This window comes from Pedobacter terrae (assembly GCF_036946585.1).
Taxonomy (GTDB): domain Bacteria; phylum Bacteroidota; class Bacteroidia; order Sphingobacteriales; family Sphingobacteriaceae; genus Pedobacter; species Pedobacter terrae_C.
Window position 1 is genome coordinate 1 of record NZ_JAQIIV010000014.1, and the last position, 24,299, is coordinate 24,299.

Sequence of the window (24,299 nt, forward strand, 5' to 3'; positions counted from 1 at the left end):
CATCATAAAAATCGAATGCATATTGCTGTGCCTTTGAGCTGATCGCATTTATCAGCAGGCCAGTAAACAAAATAGTCCTCAAAATGTAGATACAAACGCTGCTTTTCAAATCGCACGATATTTGGTTACATTAAATTTACTTATTATTAATTTAAAAACAACAATTTCTTTATGTGGCTAATGTTGATTGTGCTTAACAAATAGTTAATATGGAACAGACTACAGAAAACTAAGTTTTAGAAAGTATGTTTTTTAATAAACTCCGATCACTTCGGTAATAAATTCTATAAATAACATTTCATTAATACCAATTTAATATGGCTGGCCTACTTTTGTGGCATAAATATTTGGTTAGTATTTATAAAGTTTAGGTTAGTTGATAATAAAAAACCCAGATGGATGTCTGGGTTTTTTTATTGCCTAAATTAAAGGTTCTTGCCAAGTTTTTCCAAAATCTCTGCAGGAATACTATGTGTATCAACTACTAAGAAACCATCTAAACAATCAGAGAACTTAGGGTCAATATTGAAAGAGATGATCTTTGCATTCAGGTTCATATACTGCCTTAATAATACCGGAATTTTAATATGGGTGTTTTCGATGTCCCCAATAATGCTATCCAGATCTTTAAAAGATTCGCTGCTGTCAACCAAGGTATCGGTAGAAATTGGCAATAAATCTGCTTTAAATTTGTTTCGCGGTTTAACATATTTGGCCATTTCATAATCGAAATGGTTTTTGGTAATGTAATCCACAATTAAGGCCTTGCTAAATTTCGAAAAATTGTTGCTGATACTTACCGGGCCAAACATATAGCGATACTGTGGGTTATCAATCAGGTATTTTAAAATTCCTTTCCACAATAGGAAAAGTGGCAGCGGTTTACCCTGGTACTCTTTTCTGATCCATGATCTGCCCAATTCAATCCCCTGTCTCAACATCGGGTAGAACTGATCTTTCATTTTAAAGAGTTCAGAAAGATAAAAAACCACGGCGCCCCATGCTTTCTAAAATCTCATCACCCTTCCCGATCCGGTAAGCGCCCACTATATTTTCTAAATCCTTATCCCATATAAATAGATGGTTATAGTAGATATCGTAATTGTCCAGGTCGATTTTTTTGTTGGTACCTTCGCCAACTTCACGGAAAGTGATTTCACGCAGGCGACCGATTTCCCTTAAAATATTCGGGATTTTTAAAGTTGGTACAATATATACCTCATAATTTTTCTCCGTCCAAACCCTAAAATCTTCCAGCGCCGCGACTTCATTTTTAATTAAGAGTCTCGAAGTTTCTTCAATTACCTCCGCAGGTTTCTTTTTAATCTTAAACAGATTTAACGGGTTAAAAAGTTTTTTCTCTGTATCTAAACCAATACCAAGCGCATAAGTACGGGCCCTTAAAAAGTCCATCAGCTTATTACTGCTGTTCATATGCGAAATTTCAGATACAGCTATTGGCTTACCTATCCGTACCTTAATGGTGCGGCCATGTTTATTTAAAAACTCCGATGGTAGTTTTGCGGTACGCAGGGTTGGGTGTATAAAACTTAAAATATTAAAGAAAACACCATTATTGCCATGGAAATAAATGGGTACAACAGGTACTTTAGCTTTGGCAATCAGTTTTCCAACCACGGGGTGCCACATCCTATCAGTTACCTGCTGCGCATCTAATTTGAAAGTAGAAACTTCTCCTGCAGGGAAAATGCCGATCGGTGTTCCGTTTCTAAGCAGGTCAAAAGTAGTTTTTAATCCGCTGATGCTGGAAGAATGCTGCACATTTTCGAAAGGATTTACCGCTACAAAGAACTCATCAAGGTTTGGTATTTTTTTCAAAATAAAATTCACCATTACCTTGGCATCGGGCCTAACCGTGCATAATAGTTTAACTAAAGCTAAACCTTCCACGCCGCCATAAGGGTGGTTTGCAATGGCAATGAAAGGGCCGGTTTTCGGAATGCTATTTAAATCATCATCGTCAAATTCGATAGAAACACCAATGGTTTCTAGTATCTTGTCTACAAATTCTAAGCCTTTAAAATGTTGATTTTGAGCAAATACATCATTAATGTCGTTCAGTTTCATGATCTCCATCATCAAACCTGCTAAACCTGGGACACCTAGCTTATCTATCTTTGTTGCTTTCGCAAACTCAGATGTAGTTATGATCTTCATATAAATTCTTAGATTGTTGATAGGCAAAACCTGTTCAGTTTTGCAATCCCAAAAATAAGATTTATATTTATAATCCACATGTCATATCGCATCAATGAGAACTTGGTTCAACGAAAATTTTGGTGTTAGCAAAAGTGAATTTAACGGGTTACTTTTCCTGGTGGCAATTATTCTTGTAATTAAGTCTATTCCAGTTATATATGGCTATTTCCAACCAGTTTTAAAGGATGATCCGAATCTTTTAGCACAAATTCAACAGATTAGCATAAACAGACCAAGCGCATGATCGTGCTGTGCGCGACCAGGTTGAAGCATCCAGCCGCAGAAAAACAGTTAAGCTTTTTAAATTTGATCCCAATACTTTAACTAAGGATGGTTGGGAAACTTTAGGCCTGTCAGCAAGACAGGCACAGTCGATTGTGAATTATACCGATAAGGGAGGCAGATTTTATAAACCTGAAGATCTTCAGAAAATGTACACCATTTCACCGGAAATGTATAAAAGGATATTGCCTTACGCCCATATACCCGAGTCAGTTAACCTTTCCAGAAACGAGTCCCCTTCCGAAAGAAAAGAATACGCTAAAAAAAATCCGGTTATTGTTGATATTAATACGGCAGACTCTACTCAATTAGATGACATTAAAGGCATTGGTGGAACGTTTGCCCTTAGAATTCTCAAATACCGCGAACGTTTGGGTGGTTTTTACAAAAAAGAACAACTTCTTGAAGTTTATGGTTTAGATTCTGCTAAATATGGTGAAATTAAAGATCAGATTAAAATTGGCAATGCCCCATTAAAAACGATCAATATCAATACTGCAAGTTTTGACGATTTAAAGCGTAATCCGTATCTTACTTTTAAACAGATCAATGCCATTATTCAATACCGCAGGCAGCATGGAAATTATACCGGCGTAGCTGATTTAAAAAAGATCATTCTTTTAAATCAGCAGGTGATTGATAAGATTACGCCTTATATTTCTTTTTAGAAAAAGTATTATTTTTTTGTTTGGAAAGCAGAAACGGTGTTCCATAGTAAAATTTCTTCCTGCTCTGCGCTTTACTCCGTTGCACTCTGTGTTCGCTGCGATCAGGTTTATTTACAAGGGACAGTGCTGTAAAACCCATGGAAATTTTAAAGGCATAGTAAAATTTTGCGCTTTGCAACCCCAAATCTCCTTACCGGCCGGGCCACCTAAACCCGATTAAGCGGAATAGCCCACAGCGCAGCGAGGACTATAAGCGAAAGCGGGACTGAAGCAGCCTAAACGCTTCCGAACCTGCTTTCCTGAAAATGAAAATATATTTTTCTTTTGGAAAGCAAAACCCGTATTTAAAGATTTTAGGCCGTTAATATTTTATCCTTATTCAATTGAAATCTATTTTTCGAAATATTCAGTCATCGTTGTAAAAAAGTAGAAAAAATTTTCTTTCTTAATTTTCAAGGTTTAAAATTAACCTATAAACTTATTGAACCGAATACCATTTCATTCTGTGAGGGCACAAATATTTAATGGTAATTAACTATCAAATAATTGTTTATAATTGCCTCAACTAACTATAAAAATATATTTAATGAGCGTAAGCTTCGATTTCTCAGCAACTGAAACTCAGCAAAGTGTAAAGGCTATGGTCCGCGATTTTGCAGAGAAAAACATCCGTCCACATATTATGGAATGGGATGAAGCACAGCATTTTCCTATAGAATTGTTTAAGCAGCTCGGCGGATTAGGCTTGATGGGCGTTTTGGTCCCCGAAGAATATGGCGGCTCAGGTTTAGGGTATCAGGAATATGTGGATGTGATTGTAGAAGTAGCCCGGGTTTGTGGTTCAATTGGCCTGTCATTAGCCGCACATAATTCTTTATGTACCGGCCATATTCTGGCATTTGCCAATGAAGAACAGAAGCAAAAATGGCTGCCTAAACTGGCAACAGCCGAATGGATTGGCGCATGGGGGTTAACTGAAGCCAATACTGGCTCGGATGCCTTAAGAATGATGACTACTGCTGTTGAAGATGGCGATGATTACATTATAAACGGTGCAAAAAACTGGATTACCCATGGTAAAAGTGGCGATATTGCAGTGGTGATGGTCAGGACAGGCGAGCAGGGAAGTTCAAAAGGGATTTCAGCCATTGTAGTAGAACGTGGTACACCGGGTTTTACTGCTGGAAGAAAAGAAAATAAACTTGGCATGCGGGCATCAGAAACCACAGAGATGATTTTTGACAATTGCCGTGTACCCAAAGCCAATCTGCTGGGCAATGTTGGCGAAGGTTTTAAACAGGCCATGAAGGTTTTGGATGGAGGAAGAATTTCTATTGCAGCCTTGTCTTTGGGAATTGCCAAGGGTGCTTTTGATGCTGCGGTGGCCTATTCCAAACAGCGACAACAATTTGGACAGCCAATATCCAGTTTCCAGGCCATTAGTTTCAAACTTGCTGATATGGCCACAGAAATTGAAGCAGCGGAGCTATTGATCCGCCAGGCCGCTGATTTAAAGAACAGGCATCTTCCAATGACAAAAGAATCGGCTATGGCAAAATATTTTGCTTCAGAGGTTTCGGTTAAGGTAGCTACAGATGCCGTTCAGATATTTGGTGGCTATGGTTATACCAAAGATTTTCCGGTAGAGAAATTTTATCGTGATAGCAAATTATGCACAATAGGCGAGGGCACATCAGAAATACAAAAGATTGTGATTGCCCGTGAAGTATTATCAAGGTAAAGGGTAGACGGTTAGGGTTTAAGGCTAATGTCAATGACTTAAAGCCCATACCCTAAACTTTACACCTTAGGCCATAAACCTTATTAAAAACCAAATATATTATGAGTAATCCGGACGGTTTAAACACCTCCGGATTTTTTTTGCTGAAAATTTTAAAACCTCCCGTCTGGATGTAATGTTTTTACTAAATACTAAATACTAAATACTAAATACTAAATACTAAATACTAAATACTAAATACTAAATACTAAATACTAAATACTAAATACATTAACAGTTTTCAGTTGGCGATTTGCAGTTACTAATAAATAGCTACTTAACTAATAAACTATGAACAGCGACTGGCAGTTACCAATGAACAAATGACTACTTAACTAATAAACTACAAAATGGCAAAATATTCAGAAAAAGCTGGTGAGAAAGTAGAAAAAACCATGCACGAAATGAAAGAAGGTAAGCTTAGAAGCGGATCAGGTAAAAAAGTCACTTCCAAAAAGCAGGCAATTGCCATTGGATTATCGGAAGCCAAAAAAGCAGGGGCAAAGGTGCCTAAAAAAGGTTAGGAGGTGGAAGGTTTATGGTTTAAGGTTAAAACTAAACATCGAAATAAAAATTTTCCCTAAACCCTAAACCCTAAACCCTAAACCCTAAACCCTAAACCCTAAACCCTAAACCCTAAACCCTAAACCCTAAACCCTAAACCCTATTGAGGTATATCCTTTGAAGTTAAAATGCTATCTACCACATAAACGCTAAACCCGCGCCATGGCAAGGTATGTTTATATTCTTTGTAGTGTAATTCATAAAACTTGCCACTATTGGCCATCATTTTTTCAGCGATTTCCTCATTGGCGATAGAAAATTCAAATTCGTTGTTTTGCAGGGTTCCTGTTTGTCGCGATTTTATGCCGCTCTGAATTAATTTGCCTTCATAGGTTTTAAATATGTAGCCTTTCTTCACTACATAGTTTAATTCGCCTGCTTTAACACCTTCTCCAAAAACAAAGAAATACCGATAGTAGCCGATTGCTATTAATGTAATTACGACTATTACAGCGATAATTGAGCCTACTTTTTTGCCTGTTGTCATAAATGTAATGTATATATAAATGTAGGTAAACAACAGTTTAGTTTAATCAATGATTGAAATAATTTTCTTTTTTATAAAATCTTTCTCGTTTTCAATATTTTGCTTACATTTGCAGCCCCGATAACCCGGGGAAATTTAAAAACCACGAGAGGAGGTATTTCAGCGTTATGATCATTATCAACATTAAAGACGGCGAATCATTAGATAAAGCCCTTAAACGTTTCAAGAAAAAGTTTGAAAAAACTGGTGTATTGAGAGAACTACGTAGTCGCCAAGCATACGAGAAAAAATCCGTTGCTCGCCGTACTGAAATTAAACATGCTGTTTACATTCAGAATATGAATCAAGATACAACTGCATAGTTGTTTAAGATATAAATACGTTGAAATCCTTCTGATGTTAAATCGGGAGGATTTTTTGTTTTAAAGGAATCAAAAACTTACAATAAACAAGTCGTTAATGATTTCTTTATATCAAAACTATTTGTAACTTCATATCAATGCCCATAAAACGTTATTGAATGTTGCAAAAAAGTTTTATTACCTATTTAACTCACGAGAAGCGCTATTCCCGGCATACCATTACCGCTTATCAAAAGGATTTAGATCAGTTTGAACTATTTATCCAGGCATCTGGAATGGACGTTACTGAAGTTAAACATCAACAGCTTCGTGATTATCTGGTTGAACTGATGGAGGATGGGCAATCAGAAAATACCATTAACAGAAAAATCTCTGCTTTACGGAGCTTTTATAAATTTTTACACAGATCAGGAGAAATCGATCAAAATCCTACGGTTCTAGTTAAAGCACCCAAAATACCCAAAAGGCTGCCGGTATTTGTAGATGCACAGAAAATGGATCATTTACTGGATTCGCAGAATTACTTTGATGAAAGTTTCCCATCTGTTCGCGATCATTTGGTTATCGAACTGCTTTTTGGAACGGGTATACGTTTAGCGGAATTATTGCAGTTAAAAGATACTGATATTGATCTTTATTCGGGAACGATTAAGGTATTAGGTAAAAGGAACAAAGAAAGAATCGTGCCGATAAACAAACAGCTTATCAATCAGGTAAATACCTATATTGAGTTAAAAAAGTTGCAAAACTTTAATAACAATTTACTAATATTAATCGTTACCAATACAGGTGCAGCGGCATATCCGAAATTAATATACCGTATTGTTACCTCATACCTAAACCATGTATCAACCAATGAAAAGAAAAGCCCCCACGTGTTGCGGCATAGCTATGCCACCAGCCTGTTAAATGCAGGAGCAGATCTAAATGCAATTAAAGAACTTCTTGGGCATGCCAGTTTAGCGGCTACCCAGGTTTACACGCATAATTCGATAGAAAGATTAAAAACAATTTATAAACAAGCCCATCCAAAGGCATAAAAAAAGGAGGAAAAATGAAAATCGGAGTTCAATCAATCCACTTCAATGCAGATAGTAAGTTGTTAGATTTTATACAAAAAAAAGCAAATAAGCTTGATCAGTTTTTTGACCAGATCATTAGCGGAGAAGTGTATTTAAAGTTAGAGAACGTAGAGGACGAGGCAAATAAAATCAGCGAGATAAAACTCATTGTACCGGGAGGTACCCTCTTTGCTAAAGAACAATGTAAATCATTTGAAGAAGCCACCGATCTGGCCATCGAATCGTTAAGAAAGCAGATTACTAAACATAAAGATAAAACACGTGCAAAATTAAGTGAGCACAAAGCAATTTTAAGTGAGATTGAAGCGACTGATTATTAGCAAAATCACTTAATTATAAAAAAAAGTAAAAGAGTGGCGCGGTTTAATGCGCCGCTCTTTTTTGTTTAGTTTGTTATACTTTTCGTCATGCTAAACTTCCGCCCGGACAGTTGTTTCAGCATCTTTTCTGCTAGGTAGACCCTGAAATAAATCAGATAACCTAAGTTCATTTATCCGCTAAATATAAATGCTTATTTTTAAATGTTTGTATTAATGAGATCGTCGTGCTGAATTTATTTTACAAGTAGTGCTAGTGTTTTTAATTGCCTTGTAGCTACTGCGTGGTCAGCATCTTTCTTGTTAAGCCGCCTTGCTATCAAGACCCTGAAACACCCGTCCGACTGATCGGGTGGAAGTTCAGGGTGACGACCATCATGCAATGCGCCTAATAATCCAAATTAAAGCATTATTAATCGAATTCAGGTGGATAGCTATCGGATTAGGGTGATGATAATTAACGAAATCGGAAGCTATTCGTACAATTTCTATAAACCAATTTTAATTTTCTATGCAATTCTCCGTACAAAACTCTATTCAAACCATAGAATTTAACCTTTATTTGGCTTAATTTTATTTTTTATCCGCAGTTAATAATTGTGATTACAGTTTGTAATCCTGTTAACATTGAAAACGACTATAAATAAATGAAAAAAATATTCGATTTTAAGAGATTGATTATGAAGCTTCTTAAGGTGTATGACGAGCTTTGATCTCCATAACTTCATTATTTTTTTTTAAAATTATTTTGAAGTGAAATATAAGTGTGTATATTTGCATTCCCTTTCGGAAACGGTGTCAGGCCAGGGAAGAAAAGGATAGTTCTGTGAAAAGATAAAAGTTTTAAAAAAACACGTTAATAGTATGAAAAATGAAGATTTTTCGTATCATTGCAGAAAATTTAAAGCCTCCTTAGCTCAGCTGGTAGAGCAACTGACTTGTAATCAGTAGGTCATTGGTTCGATTCCGATAGGAGGCTCTTTTTATGTTAAAGTGTTAGCATTTTAAAGTAAAAAACGGGGAGATACCAGAGCGGCCAAATGGGACAGACTGTAACTCTGTTGTCGTAAGACTTCGAAGGTTCGAATCCTTCTCTCCCCACACTTTAAATGAATGACCAAATGTTTTAATGGCAGAATAAATCTCTCATTCTTTCATTCAATCAATCACTAGTTTTAAAAGCGGAAGTAGCTCAGTTGGTAGAGCGATAGCCTTCCAAGCTATAGGTCGCGAGTTCGAACCTCGTCTTCCGCTCTAAAAATAAAGTGAGCAGTTAATGGTTGTCAGTTTGGTGGTTTACTAAAACTGAATGCTGAAACTAGAAACTAAAAAGCCGAAGTAGCTCAGCGGTAGAGCACTTCCTTGGTAAGGAAGAGGTCGTGGGTTCAAGTCCCATCTTTGGCTCAAGAATAATAAAGCTTTGTTAAATCTGTTTAATATGCAGGGTAGACAAGGTTTTTTGTGTTGCATTGCATCAAAACAATTAATAAAAATAATAAAAAGTTAACCTACTAATTAGTTATAAATAAAATGGCAAAAGAAAAATTTGACCGCAGTAAACCGCACTTAAACATCGGTACAATCGGTCACGTGGATCACGGTAAAACAACTTTAACAGCGGCTATTACAAAAGTTTTAGCTGATGCTGGTTTAACTGAGGCACGTTCATTCGATTCAATTGACTCTGCTCCAGAGGAAAAAGAAAGAGGTATTACAATCAATACAGCTCACGTTGAGTATTCAACAGCTAACCGTCACTATGCACATGTTGACTGTCCAGGTCACGCGGATTACGTGAAAAACATGGTTACTGGTGCTGCTCAGATGGACGGTGCAATTATCGTTGTTGCTGCTACTGATGGTCCAATGCCACAAACTCGCGAGCACATCCTATTAGCTCGTCAGGTTGGTGTACCTTCATTGGTTGTATTCATGAATAAAGTGGATATGGTTGATGATCCAGAATTATTAGAACTAGTTGAAATGGAAGTTCGTGAATTATTATCATTCTACGAATTCCCAGGTGATGATATTCCTGTAATCCAAGGTTCTGCACTAGGTGGATTAAACGGAGATGCTAAGTGGGTTGGTAAAATCATGGAATTAATGGATGCTGTAGATAGCTACATTCCAATTCCTCCACGTTTAACTGATCTTCCTTTCTTAATGCCTGTTGAAGACGTATTCTCAATTACTGGTCGTGGTACTGTTGCTACTGGTCGTATTGAGCGTGGTGTAATCAACTCTGGAGATCCAGTTGAGATCTTAGGTATGGGAGCTGAGAACTTAAAATCTACAGTAACTGGTGTTGAGATGTTCCGTAAAATCTTAGATTACGGTGAAGCTGGTGATAACGTAGGTTTATTGTTACGTGGTATTGAGAAAACTGATATCCGTCGTGGTATGGTAATCTGTAAACCAGGTTCGGTAACTCCTCACACTGATTTCAAAGCTGAGATTTATGTTTTATCAAAAGCTGAAGGTGGTCGTCACACTCCATTCTTCAACAAATATCGTCCTCAATTCTATTTCCGTACCACAGACGTAACTGGTGAGATCTCACTAGCTGAAGGAACTGAAATGGTTATGCCAGGTGATAACGTTACAATCACTGTTAAATTAATTAACGCGATTGCAATGGAAAAAGGTCTGCGTTTCGCTATCCGTGAAGGTGGTAGAACAGTAGGTGCTGGTCAGGTAACTGAAATCTTAGCTTAATTTTAAGCTACAACAATACAAAAAAGAGCTGGTTTAGGCTAGCTCTTTTTTTAAATACACGGGAATAGTTCAACGGTAGAATAGAGGTCTCCAAAACCTTTGATCAGGGTTCGAATCCTTGTTCCCGTGCTTAATATTGATTGAGTACAATAATGAGTGAATGATTGAATTTGAGGCTTAGTTTTCAAGTAATCATCCACTCATTTACTCATTCATTCATTCAATAATTTGATATGGCTAAAGTAGTTGAGTTTATAAAAGAATCGTACGATGAAATGACCCAGAAGGTTACATGGCCTACCTGGAGCGAACTGCAAAGTTCTGCAATTCTTGTATTGGTGGCTTCTTTAATTATTGCATTGGTTATTTTTGCAATGGATAAAGGATCTACATTTGTGTTAGATACTTTTTATAAATCACTTTCTAATTAATATTTACTAATGAGCGATCTAAAGTGGTACGTTGTAAGGGCGGTTAGCGGTAAGGAAAAGAAAGTAAAACAGTACATTGATGCTGAGATCAGCCGTTTAGGTTTCTCTCATTTGGTTCCACAGGTTTTAATACCAATGGAAAAGTATTACCAAATGAAAGATGGTAAAAAAATTGCCAAAGAACGTAACTTTTATCCAGGTTATGTTTTAATCGAAGCTACATTAGATGGAGAATTAGAACATATCATTAAAGGGATAAACAGTGTAATCGGTTTCTTGGGCGATAAAGCTGGTAATCCGATCCCAATGCGCCAGGCAGAAGTTAACCGTATTTTAGGTGTGGTTGATGAGATGAGTGAGCAAGGTGAAACCATGAATGTTCCTTATTATGTTGGTGAAGGCATTAAAGTAATGGACGGACCTTTCAATGGTTTTTCTGGTATTATCGAAGAGGTAAACGAGGAGAAGAAAAAACTAAAAGTAATGGTTAAAATCTTTGGTCGTAAAACACCACTTGAACTTAACTACATGCAGGTAGAAAAAGAATAGTAAAAATACTAGATATTAAAAAGCTCCGAATAATCGGGGCTTTTTTTATGGTCATAAATTTGTTGAAAATTGTGATCGTAATAGGTAATAATTTTTAACATCTTTTAGTTAAATATACCATAAACGAATTCAGATCTTGGTTTTGCATAAAAACTACAATAAAATTAATTTTATTAATACTATTGTTTTACTGTAAGTTAATCCATATCTTTGCAGTCCTTTAAGCTTTATAGGAGCTATAAGGAAATAAATGTTACATGCTTCCAATATTTAACATTGAGTTTTAAATAAACAAAAAACACAAAATGGCAAAAGAAGTCAGTGCAATGATCAAATTACAGATCAAAGGCGGAGCGGCAAATCCATCGCCACCAGTAGGACCTGCATTAGGTGCTAAAGGGGTGAACATTATGGAGTTTTGCAAACAGTACAACGCTCGTACCCAAGATAAAGCAGGTAAAGTATTGCCAGTTGTAATTACTGTTTATGCTGATAAGTCATTCGATTTCATCATCAAAACCCCTCCGGTAGCTATCCAGTTAAAAGATGCTACTAAATTACAGAGTGGTTCTGCTGAGCCTAACCGTAAGAAAGTTGGGTCGGTGACCTGGGACCAGATTAAAGTTATTGCTGAGGATAAAATGCCTGATTTAAATGCATTTACAATCGAATCAGCAATGAGTATGGTTGCTGGAACAGCACGCAGTATGGGAATCACCGTTTCTGGTGACGCACCCTGGAACAATTAATTAAAAAACAGTTTACAACAGTGGCGAAATTAACTAAAAATCAAAAAAAGGCACATGCTAAAATAGAAGCTGGTAAAGCTTATACTTTGAAGGATGCTGCTGCTTTGGTAAAAGAAATCACTACTACTAAATTCGATGCTTCAGTTGATATTGATGTATCTTTAGGAGTAGATCCGCGTAAAGCCAATCAAATGGTACGTGGTATTGCTACTTTACCACACGGAACAGGTAAAACTGTACGTGTTTTAGCTTTGGTAACTCCTGATAAGGAAGAAGAAGCGAAAGCAGCTGGCGCAGACTTCGTAGGTTTAGACGAGTATGTAGCTAAAATTGAAGGTGGTTGGACCGATGTAGACATTATTATCACTACACCAGCTTGTATGGCTAAGGTAGGTAAATTGGGCCGTGTTTTAGGTCCAAGGAACTTAATGCCTAATCCAAAATCTGGAACAGTAACCAACGAAGTTGGTAAAGCTGTAACAGAAGTTAAAGCAGGTAAAATTGATTTTAAAGTAGACAAAACGGGTATCATACACGCCTCGATAGGAAAAGTATCATTCCCAGCAGACAAAATTTATGAGAATGCACTTGAGATTATTCAAGTAATTTCTAAATTAAAACCATCTGCTGCAAAAGGAACTTATTTTAAGAGCATTCACGTGTCTTCAACAATGAGTCCTGGGATTGCAATTGAAACAAAATCAGTAGCGGGGATCTAATCATGAACAGAGAAGAAAAAAACGAAGTAGTTTTAGAACTACAAGGACAAATGCAGGAATTTGGCAATTTTTATATTGCTGATACTTCCAGCCTTTCTGTTGAGCAGATTAATAACATCCGTCGCAAATGTTTTGAAGGCGATATCGTAATGAAGGTTGCTAAAAACTCTTTAATCCGCAAAGCGATTGAAGGTTTAGATGGCGATGCTTCTGAGATATACGAAGCGCTTAAAGGTTCATCATCATTATTATTCTCAAAAACAGCTAACGCTCCGGCTAAGTTGATCAAAGCTTTGAGAAAAACATCTGATAAACCAGTGCTTAAAGCAGCGTTCATAGATTCATCAGTATATGTTGGCGATGACCAATTGAATAACTTAGTAAGCTTGAAATCAAGAGAAGAGCTTATCGGTGATATCGTTGGATTATTACAGTCGCCAGCTAAAAATGTTCTATCTGCACTTCAATCAGGCGGTAGCAAAATTGCAGGAATTGTTAAAACTCTTCAGGAAAGAGAAGGTTAACGGACACCTTAAGTTCGCAAATTAAACACAATTATTTTTACGTAAATTTTTAAAATCTTAATAAAATGGCAGATTTAAAAGCGTTTGCTGAGCAATTAGTAAACTTAACAGTTAAAGAAGTTAATGAATTAGCTCAAATCTTAAAAGATGAGTATGGTATTGAGCCTGCAGCTGCTGCTGTAGTTGCTGGTCCTGCTGCTGGTGGTGATGCACCTGCTGCTGCTGCAGAAAAAACATCTTTTGATGTAATCTTAAAAGAAGCTGGTGGTCAGAAATTAGCAGTTGTGAAACTTGTTAAAGACTTAACTGGTTTAGGTTTGAAAGAAGCTAAAGACTTAGTAGACGGAGCACCAAAAGAATTAAAAGCTGGTGTTGCTAAAGACGAAGCAGAAGCTCTTAAAAAACAATTAGAAGAAGCTGGAGCAGTAGTTGAGATTAAGTAATCACTTAACTTAGCTAAGCTAAAAATGTATTAGACACCGACTGAAAATGTCGGTGTCTTTACCTGTTTATAAACATCTCATTTTGTTTGGTTAATGAGCCTGTTTGAAATTCGAACCAAACAAATAGTTTATTCTTAAACTAAAATCTTTTAGTCCATTGGCAAAGACAGTCGAACAAAGAGTAAATTTTGCAACAAGTAAGCACATTATAGACTATCCGGATTTTCTGGATGTGCAATTGCAATCATTCAGAGAATTTTTCCAGATAGATACCACATCAGACGATCGCTCTAGCGAAGGTTTGTTCAAAGTGTTTGCTGAAAACTTTCCAATAACAGATTCAAGAAATATCTTCGTATTAGAGTTTCTTGATTATTTTGTTGATCCGCCACGTTATGATATACACGAGTGTATTGAGCGTGGATTAACCTACAATGTTCCATTAAAAGCAAAGCTTAAGCTTTCTTGTAATGATGTAGAACATGAAGATTTTGAAACCATTATACAGGATGTGTACTTAGGTACGATCCCGTATATGACACCAAAAGGTACATTTGTAATTAACGGCGCAGAACGTGTTATCGTTTCTCAATTACACCGTTCTCCAGGCGTGTTCTTCGGTCAAAGCCGTCACACTAACGGAACCAAATTGTACTCTGCACGTGTAATTCCTTTCAAAGGTTCATGGATCGAGTTTGCTACAGACGTTAATAACGTGATGTATGCTTATATCGATCGTAAGAAAAAATTCCCGGTTACCACTTTATTACGTGCTATCGGTTACGATTCTGATAAAGATATCTTGGAACTTTTTGATCTCGCTGACGAAGTGAAGGTTAGTAAATCGGGTTTAAAGAAATATATCGGTCGTAAATTGGCGGCAAGGGTATTGAAAAAATGGGTTGAAGATTTTGTTGATGAAGATACTGGTGAGGTAGTTTCTATCGACCGTAATGAAGTGATTCTTGAAAGAGAAACCGTTTTAGAAGACGAACACATTGATATGGTTATCGAAGCTGGCGTAAAAAGCATCATCTTATCAAAAGAAGATGGCGCAAGTCAGGCTGATTATACCATTATATATAATACCTTACAAAAGGACACCTCAAATTCAGAAAAAGAAGCTGTAGAAAACATCTATCGTGCTTTGCGTAACGCAGAACCACCTGATGAAGAAACAGCCCGTGGTATCATTGATCGTTTATTCTTTTCAGATAAACGTTACGATTTAGGAGATGTTGGTCGTTACCGCATTAACCGCAAATTGAAAATGAATACCCCTGATGAGGTTAAAGTATTAACAAAAGCTGATATTATTGCGATTGTGAAATACCTGATCAAGTTGATCAATTCAAAAGAGGAAGTGGATGATATTGATCACTTATCTAACCGTCGTGTACGTACAGTAGGTGAGCAATTGTACGCCCAATTTGGTGTTGGTTTAGCCCGTATGGCCAGAACCATCCGTGAGCGTATGAACATTCGCGATAACGAGGTGTTTACACCAACTGATTTGATTAACGCCCGTACGTTATCATCAGTAATTAACTCTTTCTTTGGTACCAACCAGTTATCTCAGTTCATGGATCAAACTAATCCATTGGCAGAGATTACGCATAAACGCCGTTTATCGGCTTTAGGTCCGGGTGGTCTATCACGTGAGCGTGCCGGTTTCGAGGTACGTGACGTTCACTATACCCACTATGGCCGTTTATGTACGATTGAAACGCCGGAGGGACCGAATATTGGTTTAATTTCATCACTTTGTGTGCATGCAAAAATCAATAATTTAGGTTTCATTGAAACACCGTACAAACGTGTTGAAGATGGTAAGGTAGTTGTAGACTCTGATGTTATTTATTTATCTGCAGAAGATGAAGATGGTAAAACCATTGCTCAGGCTAATGCAGAGTATGATGATAAAGGTAACTTTACTACACCACGTGTTAAAGCGCGTTACGAGGGTGACTTCCCGATTATTGAGCCTGAGAAATTAGACTTGATGGACGTTGCACCTAACCAGATTACTTCAATTGCTGCTTCGTTGATTCCGTTCTTGGAACATGATGATGCGAACAGGGCTTTGATGGGATCGAACATGCAACGTCAGGCCGTACCATTGTTACGTCCCGAGGCACCAATTGTTGGTACAGGTTTGGAAGGTCGCGTTGCACGTGACTCAAGAACCCTGATCAATGCAGAAGGTGACGGTGTTGTAGAGTATGTTGATGCTAACGAAATTACCATTAAATATGAGCGTAACGAAGATGATCGTTTAGTTTCATTTGAAGGTGATAGCAAAACTTACCGTTTAATTAAATTCAAAAAAACCAACCAGAATACTTGTATCAACTTGAAACCGATCGTTAAGAAAGGTCAGAAAGTAACTAAAGGACAGGTACTTTGCGAAGGTTATGCAACTGAAAATGGTGAATTGGCCTTAGGAAGAAACTTAAAAGTGGCGTTCATGCCATGGCAAGGTTTCAACTTTGAGGATGCGATTGTAATCAACGAGCGTATTGTTCGTGATGACGTTTTCACTTCATTGCATATCGAAGAGTTTGAATTAGAAGTACGTGATACTAAACGAGGAGAAGAGGAATTAACACCAGATATCCCGAACGTTTCTGAAGAGGCTACTAAAGACCTTGATGAAAACGGTATTATCCGTATCGGTGCTGATGTAAAAGAGGGTGACATTTTAATTGGTAAGATTACGCCGAAAGGAGAATCTGATCCTTCACCGGAAGAGAAATTACTACGTGCAATTTTTGGTGATAAAGCAGGTGATGTTAAAGATGCGTCTTTAAAAACTCCTCCTTCTATCCAGGGTGTAGTAATTGATACTAAGTTATTCAGCCGTGCTAAGAAAACTACAAAAGCTGAGGAAAAATCAGCGATTGAGAAATTAGACAAAGGATATAACAATATCACTGAGAAATTAAAAGCAGAATTAGTTGACAAGTTATTCGCTATTGTAAACGGAAAAACATCGCAAGGTGTATATAACATTTACAAAGAATTGTTAGTTGCTAAAGGTGCTAAGTTTACGCAGAAAATTTTAGCTGAGCTTAATTATGAGCACATCAGCCCTAACAAATGGACAACTGATGATGATAAAAATGAGCTGATTAAAATGTTGCTTCACAACTACGGTATCCGTGTTAACGAAGAGCTAGGTGCTTACAAACGCGATAAATTTGCGATCAGTGTAGGTGATGAGCTTCCTTCAGGAATCGTACAGATGGCAAAAGTTTATGTAGCTAAAAAACGTAAATTAAAAGTAGGTGATAAAATGGCAGGTCGCCACGGTAACAAAGGTATTGTTGCACGTATTGTACGTGATGAGGATATGCCTTTCTTAGCTGATGGTAGCCCGGTTGATATTGTGTTGAACCCATTGGGTGTACCTTCACGTATGAATCTTGGTCAAATCTATGAAACCGTATTGGCATGGGCCGGTAAAGAATTGGGGGTTAAATTTGCCACGCCGATTTTTGATGGTGCTACGCACGATGAGGTTGAAGAGTGGATTGCTAAAGCAGGTGTTCCTGCTTCAGGAAAAACCTACTTATACAATGGTTTAACTGGTGAGCGTTTCGATCAGACTACAACTGTAGGTATCATCTACATGTTGAAATTAGGTCACATGGTTGATGATAAGATGCACGCCCGTTCAATCGGACCATACTCATTAATTACACAACAACCATTGGGTGGTAAAGCCCAGTTCGGTGGTCAGCGTTTTGGTGAGATGGAGGTTTGGGCATTAGAGGCATTCGGTGCAGCTAATATTCTTCAGGAGATCTTAACCGTTAAGTCGGATGATGTAATCGGAAGAGCCAAAACTTACGAAGCCATTGTTAAAGGTGAAAACCTACCAACACCAGGTGTACCAGAATCGTTCAACGTATTGGTACATGAGTTACGCGGATTAGGTTTAGATATTACATTAGATTAATTAAGGTAGAAGGTTTAAGGTATAAGGTGAAAGGTTTTAAACCCTACGCCCTAAACCTTAAACCCTACGCCTTTAACCTTACATAAGTATGTCTTACAAAAAGGATAATAAATTAAAAAGCAATTTCACATCCATCACGATTAGCTTATCGTCTCCAGAGATTATTTTGGAACGTTCAAGCGGTGAGGTGTTGAAACCAGAAACCATTAACTACCGTACTTACAAACCTGAGCGTGATGGTTTGTTTTGTGAGCGTATTTTTGGTCCGGTAAAAGATTACGAATGTCATTGCGGTAAATACAAACGTATCCGTTATAAGGGTATTGTTTGTGATCGTTGTGGTGTTGAAGTAACTGAAAAGAAAGTACGTCGCGAGCGTATGGGACACATCGCTTTGGTGGTTCCTGTTGCGCACATCTGGTATTTCCGTTCTTTACCAAATAAAATCGGTTATTTATTAGGTTTACCTACTAAAAAATTAGATTTAATTATCTATTACGAGCGTTACGTAGTGATCCAGTCAGGCTTAATGGCTGAAGAAGGTATCAACTACATGGACTTCTTAACTGAAGAAGAATATTTAGATATCTTAGATAAATTACCTAAAGAAAACCAATATTTAGATGATAAAGATCCTAATAAATTCATCGCCAAAATGGGTGCTGAAGCATTGGAAGATTTATTAAAACGTATTGATTTAGACACTTTATCTTACGATTTACGTCACCAGGCTGCTAACGAAACTTCTCAACAACGTAAAAATGAGGCTTTAAAACGTCTTCAGGTAGTTGAAGCTTTCCGTGGTGCCAATACACGTATTGAGAATCGTCCTGAGTGGATGATTGTTAAAATTGTTCCGGTTATTCCACCAGAATTACGTCCGTTGGTTCCATTAGAAGGTGGTCGTTTCGCTACTTCAGATTTAAATGATTTATACCGTCGTGTAATTATCCGTAACAACCGTTTAAAACGTTTGATCGAGATTAAAGCACCAGAGGTAATTTTACGTAACGAAAAACGTATGTTGCAGGAAGCTGTAGATTCGTTGTTCGATAACTCACGTAAAGTTAACGCGGTTAAAACTGAAGGTAACCGTGCCCTGAAATCGCTTTCAGATATCCTGAAAGGTAAACAAGGTCGTTTCCGTCAGAATTTATTAGGTAAACGTGTGGATTATTCTGCTCGTTCGGTAATTGTTGTAGGTCCAAGCCTTAAATTACACGAGTGCGGTATTCCTAAAGATATGGCTGCTGAGCTTTACAAACCATTCATTATCCGTAAGATGATTGAGCGTGGTGTGGTAAAAACAGTTAAATCTGCTAAAAAAATCGTTGATAGAAAAGATCCATTGGTTTGGGATATTTTAGAAAATGTACTAAAAGGTCACCCGGTGTTATTAAACCGTGCTCCTACATTACACAGACTAGGTATTCAGGCTTTCCAGCCAAAATTAATTGAAGGAAAAGCGATCCAGTTACACCCATTAGTTTGTACCGCATTCAACGCCGATTTTGACGGTGACCAGATGGCTGTGCACTTACCATTAGGTAACGCAGCAATTTTGGAAGCCCAGGTATTAATGTTAGCTGCACACAACATCTTGAACCCTGCAAATGGTACGCCAATTACGGTACCATCACAGGATATGGTTTTGGGTCTTTATTATATTACTAAAGGCCGTAGAACAGATGAAACTAGAGTGGTTAAAGGACAGGATTCCGCTTTCTATTCTCCAGAGGAAGTTATTATTGCTTATAACGAGAAAGAATTAGACTTGCATGCGTTTATCAAAGTAAGGGTAAATGTTAAACAAGCTGATGGTTCTATCGTTAACAAATTAACTGAAACTACTGTAGGTAGAGTATTATTCAACCAGATGGTTCCTGAAGAGGTTGGTTATATCAATGAATTATTAACCAAAAAATCTTTAAGAGATATTATTGGTGAAGTAGTGAAAATGACTGGTATGGCGCGCGCTTCTCAATTCTTGGATGATATCAAAGAATTAGGTTTCAAAATGGCATTTCAGGGAGGTTTATCGTTCAATTTACAAGACGTAAACATTCCGGTAGAAAAACATACTTTATTAGAACAGGCAGCTGCTGAAGTTGAAGAGGTAAGAAACAACTACAATATGGGTTTCATTACCAACAACGAGCGTTACAACCAGATTATCGATATCTGGACCCGTATCAACAACAGGCTAACTACTTTTGTTATGACTCAGTTATCTTCAGATAACCAAGGTTTTAACTCAGTTTACATGATGCTTGATTCAGGTGCGCGTGGATCTAAAGAGCAGATTCGTCAGCTTTGCGGAATGCGTGGTTTGATGGCGAAACCACAAAAATCGGGTTCGGGTGGCGATATCATTGAAAACCCGATCTTATCAAACTTTAAAGAAGGTTTATCGGTATTAGAGTACTTTATCTCTACTCACGGTGCACGTAAAGGTTTGGCGGATACGGCGTTAAAAACGGCAGATGCGGGTTACTTAACCCGTCGTTTACATGATGTGGCACAGGATATGATTGTCAATGATGACGATTGTGGTACTTTAAGAGGTATGTACACAACGGCATTAAAAGACAACGAAGATATTGTTGAACCATTATATGAACGTATTTTAGGTCGTACATCATTACACGATGTATACAATCCTTTAAATGGCGAGTTATTGGTAGCTGCTGGTCAGGATATTGATGAGGACGTAGCAAAAGCGATTGAAGAATCGCCGCTTGAAGGTATCGAAATCCGTTCGGTATTAACCTGTGAGTCTAAACGTGGTGTTTGTGCATTATGTTATGGCCGTAACTTAGCATCTGGTAAACGTGTTCAAAGAGGTGAGGCCGTTGGTGTAATCGCAGCACAATCAATCGGTGAGCCGGGTACACAGTTAACACTTCGTACTTTCCACGTGGGTGGTACTGCATCAAACATTGCTGCAGAATCGAATATCGTAGCTAAGTTTGATGGTGTTATCGAATTTGAAAATATCCGTACCGTAGATACACAAACCGAAGATGGTACCGTACAGGTGGTATTGGGCCGTTCAGGTGAGTTTAGAATTGTTGAGCCAGGAAGCGGTCGTGTGATCGTAACCAACAACATTCCATACGGAGCTTTCTTATTTGTTAAAGAAGGTGATAAAGTAACCAAAGGCGACAAAATCTGTTCATGGGATCCATATAACGCGGTTATCCTCTCAGAATTTGCCGGTAAAGCACAATTCGATGCCATTATCGATGGTGTAACTTACCGTGAAGAATCTGATGAGCAAACTGGTCACCGCGAAAAAGTAATTATCGATACCCGTGATAAAACGAAAAACCCTTCAATTCAAATCGTTGACAAGAAAGGTGAGTTTATCAAAGGTTATAACATTCCGGTGGGTGCGCACGTTTCAGTTGATGAAGGCGAAGCAATCCAAACTGGTCAGATTATAGCTAAAATCCCGCGTGCAACAGGTAAAACCCGAGATATTACGGGTGGTTTACCTCGTGTAACAGAGTTATTTGAAGCCCGTAATCCATCTAATCCAGCTGTAGTAACTGAGATTGATGGTGTGGTAACTTTAGGTGGCGTTAAACGTGGTAACCGTGAGATCACAATCGAATCCAAAGATGGTGAAGTTAAAAAATACCTTGTTCCATTGTCGAAACACATCCTGGTACAGGATAACGACTTTGTGAAAGCAGGTATGCCATTATCTGATGGTTCAATTTCTCCTGCTGATATCCTTGCCATTAAAGGACCTGCTGCAGTTCAGGAATACTTAGTAAATGGTATCCAAGAGGTTTACCGCTTACAAGGTGTGAAAATTAACGATAAACACTTCGAGGTGATTGTTCACCAGATGATGCAGAAAGTTCACATCGAAGATCCTGGAGATACCATTTTCTTAGAAAATAATGCAGTAGACCGTTGGGACTTCTCGGAAGAAAACGATGCCATGTACGACAAGAAAGTTGTTGAAGATGCAGGTGACTCAACTGAATTCAAACCAGGTCAAATTGTATCATTACGTAAGTTAAGAGATGAAAATTCTCAATTAAAACGTAAAGATTTAAGACAGATTACGGTTAGAGATGCAAGACCGGCAACTGCAAGTTCTATCTTACAAGGTATTACCCGTGCGTCATTAGGTACCAAATCGTTCATTTCTGCGGCTTCGTTCCAGGAAACTACGAAAGTATTAAATGAGGCAGCGATTGCAGGTAAACGCGATAATATGTTAGGCCTGAAAGAGAACGTGATCGTTGGTCATTTAATTCCTTCAGGTACTGGTGTACGTGGTTACGAGCGTATCATTGTAGGTTCACAAGAAGAATACGATAAATTGTTAGCTTCGAAACAAGAAGAAGTAGAAGCTTAATATTTTTGATATTTCGTTTTAAAACTCCCTCCATATTGAGGGAGTTTTTTGTTTGGAATAGAATTTGTAACTTTAATAAAAAAATTAAAGCGCATGAGTGTTACAGAAATTCAACTCTTTCAGATATTAAAAGCTAAACTGGGCGAACAGGAAGCAGAGCAGTTGGTTTCTTTTGTGAAAGAAGAAGTAAGAGTTGAATTGGATAATAAGAAAGAGATTTTAGCAACAAAAGAGGATATTGGCAATACTAAGGAAGCGCTGGCTAATGCCAAAGCTGAAATTATTAAGTGGATGTTTATTTTTTGGATCGGCCAAATTGCAGTTACTGTGGGTATAATCTTAACTTACATTAAAAAATAGAAAGTCAAGAGTTTTAAGAATTTTCTTTAATATTATATTTTAAATTCCGCCACTAAGCAGCGGATTTTTTTATTTTTGAACCATTATGGAAGAACAACAAAACGAGAATCAATTAAACATAGAGTTATCAGAAGAAATTGCTGAAGGGATTTTTTCTAACTTGGCTATCATCACCCATTCCAATACGGAATTTGTATTGGATTTTATCCGCGTAATGCCCGGTATACCGAAAGCAAAGGTAAAATCGAGAATTATTTTAACTCCAGAACATGCAAAACGCTTGTTAGTAGCATTGGAAGATAACATACAAAAATTCGAAGCCGTAAACGGACGTATTAAAACACAGGAGGAACCGCCATTTCCGATGGGTTTTGGTGGACCAACTGCTCAGGCTTAAAGCGCATAAAATTCTTACGAACAAAAGTTTGTTTGTTATGTTAGCATAGTATATATTTGTGATATAACCATTTATAAATGAAAAAAATTTTATTGAGCGTATTACTTTCTGCACCATTATGGGTTTTGGGGCAGGGTTTCCAGGTTAATTTACAAGGTCAGAAGCAAATTGGTATGGCAGGTGCAGGTTCTGCACTGGCTTTAGATGAAGCTTCTGTATTTTATAATCCAGGTGCAGTAACTTTCTTAGAGAAAAACTCAGTTTCAGCAGGAGTAAACCCATTATTATTTAAATCAGCATTTAAACAAACAGGTGCTAATGTTCAAGAGGATGTGAAAAACAAAATTGCCCCTCCTTTCGAGTTTTATGCTGTTTGGGGTCCGAAATCGAATAAGTGGAAACTGGGTTTAGGTATTTATACTCCATTTGGTGGTTTAGTTGATTGGGGAAATGACTGGTCAGGTAGATATGCATTAACCTCATTAAATTTAAAAGCCATTTATTTCCAACCTACTTTAAGTATAAAAATTACCGATCGTATTGGTATTGGTGCTGGTTTTGTATACAACCATGGGGATGTTAATCTTCAACGGGCTTTACCTGTTAATTTTCCTGATGGACGGTCTGGACATGCTACTTTAGAAGGAACCGGAAAAGGTTATGGATGGAATGCAGGCTTGTATATTAAAACCTTGAGCAATATTTCATTTGCGCTCGTTCACAAATCCAAAGTAATTACCAAATTAGATAATGGTACCGCAGAATTTGATGTGCCAGGTTCATTAAGGTCCTCATTCCCTGCAGGAAATACATTTAGTGCTGAATTACCTCTACCTGCAACTACAAGCCTGGGTATAGGTATTCCACTATCGCAAAGTACTACATTGGCATTTGATGCGAGCTGGGTACAATGGCATATTTATCAGGATTTATCATTTGATTATGCTACCAATACCCCGGCACTGGCTGATACAAAATCTGCCCGTAACTATCGGGATGGTTCTTCGTTCAAACTAGGTATTAATCACCAGGCTTCAGAAAAATTAGCTTTAAGGGCTGGTGTAGGTTATGCACTTTCACCTGTACAGGATGGCTATGTAACACCTGAAGCACCAGATGCGGATCGTTATATTTTAAGTGCCGGTTTAGGTTATACACCTACCCGCCATTTCGAAGTAAATGCATCGTTCTTTTTTGAGGATGTTAAATCGCGTAAGCAAAAGAATATAGAAACAGGCCTAGATGGTACTTTTAAAACTTTGGTTTATGCACCAGGTATTTCATTAACTTATAAATGGTAGGAGAATTTCA

General features: G+C 37.6%; 19 protein-coding genes, 5 tRNA genes and 1 pseudogene. 23 read left to right on the plus strand and 2 right to left on the minus strand.

The features are described from left to right. Positions 1–425: 425 nt before the first annotated feature. Positions 426–2,178, minus strand: a pseudogene (locus PGN18_RS16405) (lysophospholipid acyltransferase family protein). Positions 2,179–2,471: 293 nt separating this feature from the next. Here PGN18_RS16405 and PGN18_RS16410 point away from each other — a divergent pair. From PGN18_RS16410 to PGN18_RS16420, 3 genes are all read left to right on the plus strand, one after another. Next, positions 2,472–3,170 carry a ComEA family DNA-binding protein gene (locus PGN18_RS16410; protein ID WP_335320698.1) on the plus strand — a complete coding sequence of 233 codons (699 nt, stop codon included), beginning with the start codon at positions 2,472–2,474 and terminating at the stop codon, positions 3,168–3,170. Positions 3,171–3,756: 586 nt separating this feature from the next. After that, positions 3,757–4,911 carry an acyl-CoA dehydrogenase family protein gene (locus PGN18_RS16415; protein WP_335320699.1) on the plus strand — a complete coding sequence of 385 codons (1,155 nt, stop codon included), beginning with the start codon at positions 3,757–3,759 and terminating at the stop codon, positions 4,909–4,911. 389 nt (positions 4,912–5,300) lie between these two features. Continuing rightward, the gene (locus PGN18_RS16420; protein ID WP_335320700.1) at positions 5,301–5,474 is read left to right on the plus strand and encodes a DUF6496 domain-containing protein; all 174 of its coding nucleotides are present in this window, start codon (positions 5,301–5,303) and stop codon (positions 5,472–5,474) included. 140 nt (positions 5,475–5,614) lie between these two features. Here PGN18_RS16420 and PGN18_RS16425 read toward each other — a convergent pair whose 3' ends face one another. Further along, complete coding sequence (locus PGN18_RS16425; RefSeq protein WP_335320701.1) at positions 5,615–6,001, minus strand: hypothetical protein; 387 nt, start codon at positions 5,999–6,001, stop codon at positions 5,615–5,617. Positions 6,002–6,168: 167 nt separating this feature from the next. Between PGN18_RS16425 and rpsU the strand changes: the two genes are divergently transcribed. The 20 genes from rpsU to PGN18_RS16525 all read left to right on the plus strand — a co-directional run bounded on the left by rpsU (position 6,169) and on the right by PGN18_RS16525 (position 24,289). Beyond that, positions 6,169–6,363: a 30S ribosomal protein S21 gene (rpsU, locus tag PGN18_RS16430; protein ID WP_086549247.1), complete on the plus strand. Its 195-nt coding sequence runs from the start codon at positions 6,169–6,171 to the stop codon at positions 6,361–6,363. A gap of 158 nt (positions 6,364–6,521) precedes the next feature. Further along, on the plus strand, positions 6,522–7,403 hold the full coding sequence (locus PGN18_RS16435) for a tyrosine-type recombinase/integrase (RefSeq protein ID WP_335320702.1): 882 nt from the start codon (positions 6,522–6,524) through the stop codon (positions 7,401–7,403). Positions 7,404–7,417: 14 nt separating this feature from the next. Then, positions 7,418–7,765 carry a ribosome hibernation-promoting factor, HPF/YfiA family gene (gene hpf / locus PGN18_RS16440; RefSeq protein WP_090982779.1) on the plus strand — a complete coding sequence of 116 codons (348 nt, stop codon included), beginning with the start codon at positions 7,418–7,420 and terminating at the stop codon, positions 7,763–7,765. Positions 7,766–8,668: 903 nt separating this feature from the next. Further along, positions 8,669–8,741: transfer RNA gene (locus tag PGN18_RS16445), tRNA-Thr, on the plus strand. A 39-nt stretch (positions 8,742–8,780) separates the two neighbouring features. Continuing rightward, positions 8,781–8,863, plus strand: a tRNA-Tyr gene (locus PGN18_RS16450). Positions 8,864–8,943: 80 nt separating this feature from the next. After that, a tRNA-Gly gene (locus PGN18_RS16455) sits at positions 8,944–9,016 on the plus strand. Between the two features lie 78 nt (positions 9,017–9,094). Next, positions 9,095–9,166: transfer RNA gene (locus tag PGN18_RS16460), tRNA-Thr, on the plus strand. A 126-nt stretch (positions 9,167–9,292) separates the two neighbouring features. Beyond that, positions 9,293–10,480 carry an elongation factor Tu gene (gene tuf / locus PGN18_RS16465; RefSeq protein WP_010601091.1) on the plus strand — a complete coding sequence of 396 codons (1,188 nt, stop codon included), beginning with the start codon at positions 9,293–9,295 and terminating at the stop codon, positions 10,478–10,480. Between the two features lie 58 nt (positions 10,481–10,538). Beyond that, positions 10,539–10,609: transfer RNA gene (locus PGN18_RS16470), tRNA-Trp, on the plus strand. A 104-nt stretch (positions 10,610–10,713) separates the two neighbouring features. Continuing rightward, positions 10,714–10,911, plus strand: coding sequence for a preprotein translocase subunit SecE (gene secE, locus PGN18_RS16475; RefSeq protein ID WP_335320703.1), 198 nt, complete (start codon positions 10,714–10,716; stop codon positions 10,909–10,911). A gap of 9 nt (positions 10,912–10,920) precedes the next feature. Next, complete coding sequence (nusG, locus tag PGN18_RS16480) at positions 10,921–11,460, plus strand: transcription termination/antitermination protein NusG (protein WP_025143263.1); 540 nt, start codon at positions 10,921–10,923, stop codon at positions 11,458–11,460. A gap of 305 nt (positions 11,461–11,765) precedes the next feature. Next, a complete protein-coding gene (rplK, locus tag PGN18_RS16485; protein WP_010601094.1) occupies positions 11,766–12,209 on the plus strand; it encodes a 50S ribosomal protein L11 in 444 nt (147 codons plus the stop codon). Positions 12,210–12,229: 20 nt separating this feature from the next. Beyond that, the gene (gene rplA, locus PGN18_RS16490; protein WP_025143259.1) at positions 12,230–12,928 is read left to right on the plus strand and encodes a 50S ribosomal protein L1; all 699 of its coding nucleotides are present in this window, start codon (positions 12,230–12,232) and stop codon (positions 12,926–12,928) included. A gap of 2 nt (positions 12,929–12,930) precedes the next feature. After that, complete coding sequence (rplJ, locus tag PGN18_RS16495; protein WP_090502367.1) at positions 12,931–13,452, plus strand: 50S ribosomal protein L10; 522 nt, start codon at positions 12,931–12,933, stop codon at positions 13,450–13,452. Between the two features lie 65 nt (positions 13,453–13,517). Next, a complete protein-coding gene (rplL, locus tag PGN18_RS16500) occupies positions 13,518–13,895 on the plus strand; it encodes a 50S ribosomal protein L7/L12 (RefSeq protein WP_010601097.1) in 378 nt (125 codons plus the stop codon). Positions 13,896–14,052: 157 nt separating this feature from the next. Continuing rightward, entirely contained in the window at positions 14,053–17,856 is a 3,804-nt protein-coding gene (gene rpoB, locus PGN18_RS16505; RefSeq protein ID WP_335320704.1) for a DNA-directed RNA polymerase subunit beta, read from the plus strand. Between the two features lie 88 nt (positions 17,857–17,944). Further along, a complete protein-coding gene (rpoC, locus tag PGN18_RS16510) occupies positions 17,945–22,231 on the plus strand; it encodes a DNA-directed RNA polymerase subunit beta' (RefSeq protein WP_090982783.1) in 4,287 nt (1,428 codons plus the stop codon). 93 nt (positions 22,232–22,324) lie between these two features. After that, on the plus strand, positions 22,325–22,591 hold the full coding sequence (locus PGN18_RS16515) for a hypothetical protein (RefSeq protein ID WP_335320705.1): 267 nt from the start codon (positions 22,325–22,327) through the stop codon (positions 22,589–22,591). Between the two features lie 85 nt (positions 22,592–22,676). Then, entirely contained in the window at positions 22,677–22,988 is a 312-nt protein-coding gene (locus tag PGN18_RS16520) for a DUF3467 domain-containing protein (RefSeq protein ID WP_335320706.1), read from the plus strand. A 77-nt stretch (positions 22,989–23,065) separates the two neighbouring features. Further along, complete coding sequence (locus PGN18_RS16525; RefSeq protein ID WP_335320707.1) at positions 23,066–24,289, plus strand: OmpP1/FadL family transporter; 1,224 nt, start codon at positions 23,066–23,068, stop codon at positions 24,287–24,289. Positions 24,290–24,299 lie beyond the last annotated feature (10 nt).

Excerpts from the sequence above, each read along its gene's own strand:
- rpsU (WP_086549247.1), top strand. The coding sequence starts at position 6,169 with ATGATCATTATCAACATTAAAGACGGCGAATCATTAGATAAAGCCCTT.
- hpf (WP_090982779.1), top strand. The coding sequence starts at position 7,418 with ATGAAAATCGGAGTTCAATCAATCCACTTCAATGCAGATAGTAAGTTG.
- rplJ (WP_090502367.1), top strand. The coding sequence starts at position 12,931 with ATGAACAGAGAAGAAAAAAACGAAGTAGTTTTAGAACTACAAGGACAA.
- PGN18_RS16520 (WP_335320706.1), top strand. The coding sequence starts at position 22,677 with ATGGAAGAACAACAAAACGAGAATCAATTAAACATAGAGTTATCAGAA.
- tuf (WP_010601091.1), top strand. The coding sequence starts at position 9,293 with ATGGCAAAAGAAAAATTTGACCGCAGTAAACCGCACTTAAACATCGGT.
- PGN18_RS16415 (WP_335320699.1), top strand. The coding sequence starts at position 3,757 with ATGAGCGTAAGCTTCGATTTCTCAGCAACTGAAACTCAGCAAAGTGTA.
- rpoC (WP_090982783.1), top strand. The coding sequence starts at position 17,945 with ATGTCTTACAAAAAGGATAATAAATTAAAAAGCAATTTCACATCCATC.
- rplL (WP_010601097.1), top strand. The coding sequence starts at position 13,518 with ATGGCAGATTTAAAAGCGTTTGCTGAGCAATTAGTAAACTTAACAGTT.
- PGN18_RS16435 (WP_335320702.1), top strand. The coding sequence starts at position 6,522 with ATGTTGCAAAAAAGTTTTATTACCTATTTAACTCACGAGAAGCGCTAT.
- PGN18_RS16515 (WP_335320705.1), top strand. The coding sequence starts at position 22,325 with ATGAGTGTTACAGAAATTCAACTCTTTCAGATATTAAAAGCTAAACTG.
- nusG (WP_025143263.1), top strand. The coding sequence starts at position 10,921 with ATGAGCGATCTAAAGTGGTACGTTGTAAGGGCGGTTAGCGGTAAGGAA.
- rplK (WP_010601094.1), top strand. The coding sequence starts at position 11,766 with ATGGCAAAAGAAGTCAGTGCAATGATCAAATTACAGATCAAAGGCGGA.
- secE (WP_335320703.1), top strand. The coding sequence starts at position 10,714 with ATGGCTAAAGTAGTTGAGTTTATAAAAGAATCGTACGATGAAATGACC.
- PGN18_RS16425 (WP_335320701.1), bottom strand. The coding sequence starts at position 6,001 with ATGACAACAGGCAAAAAAGTAGGCTCAATTATCGCTGTAATAGTCGTA.
- PGN18_RS16525 (WP_335320707.1), top strand. The coding sequence starts at position 23,066 with ATGAAAAAAATTTTATTGAGCGTATTACTTTCTGCACCATTATGGGTT.
- PGN18_RS16420 (WP_335320700.1), top strand. The coding sequence starts at position 5,301 with ATGGCAAAATATTCAGAAAAAGCTGGTGAGAAAGTAGAAAAAACCATG.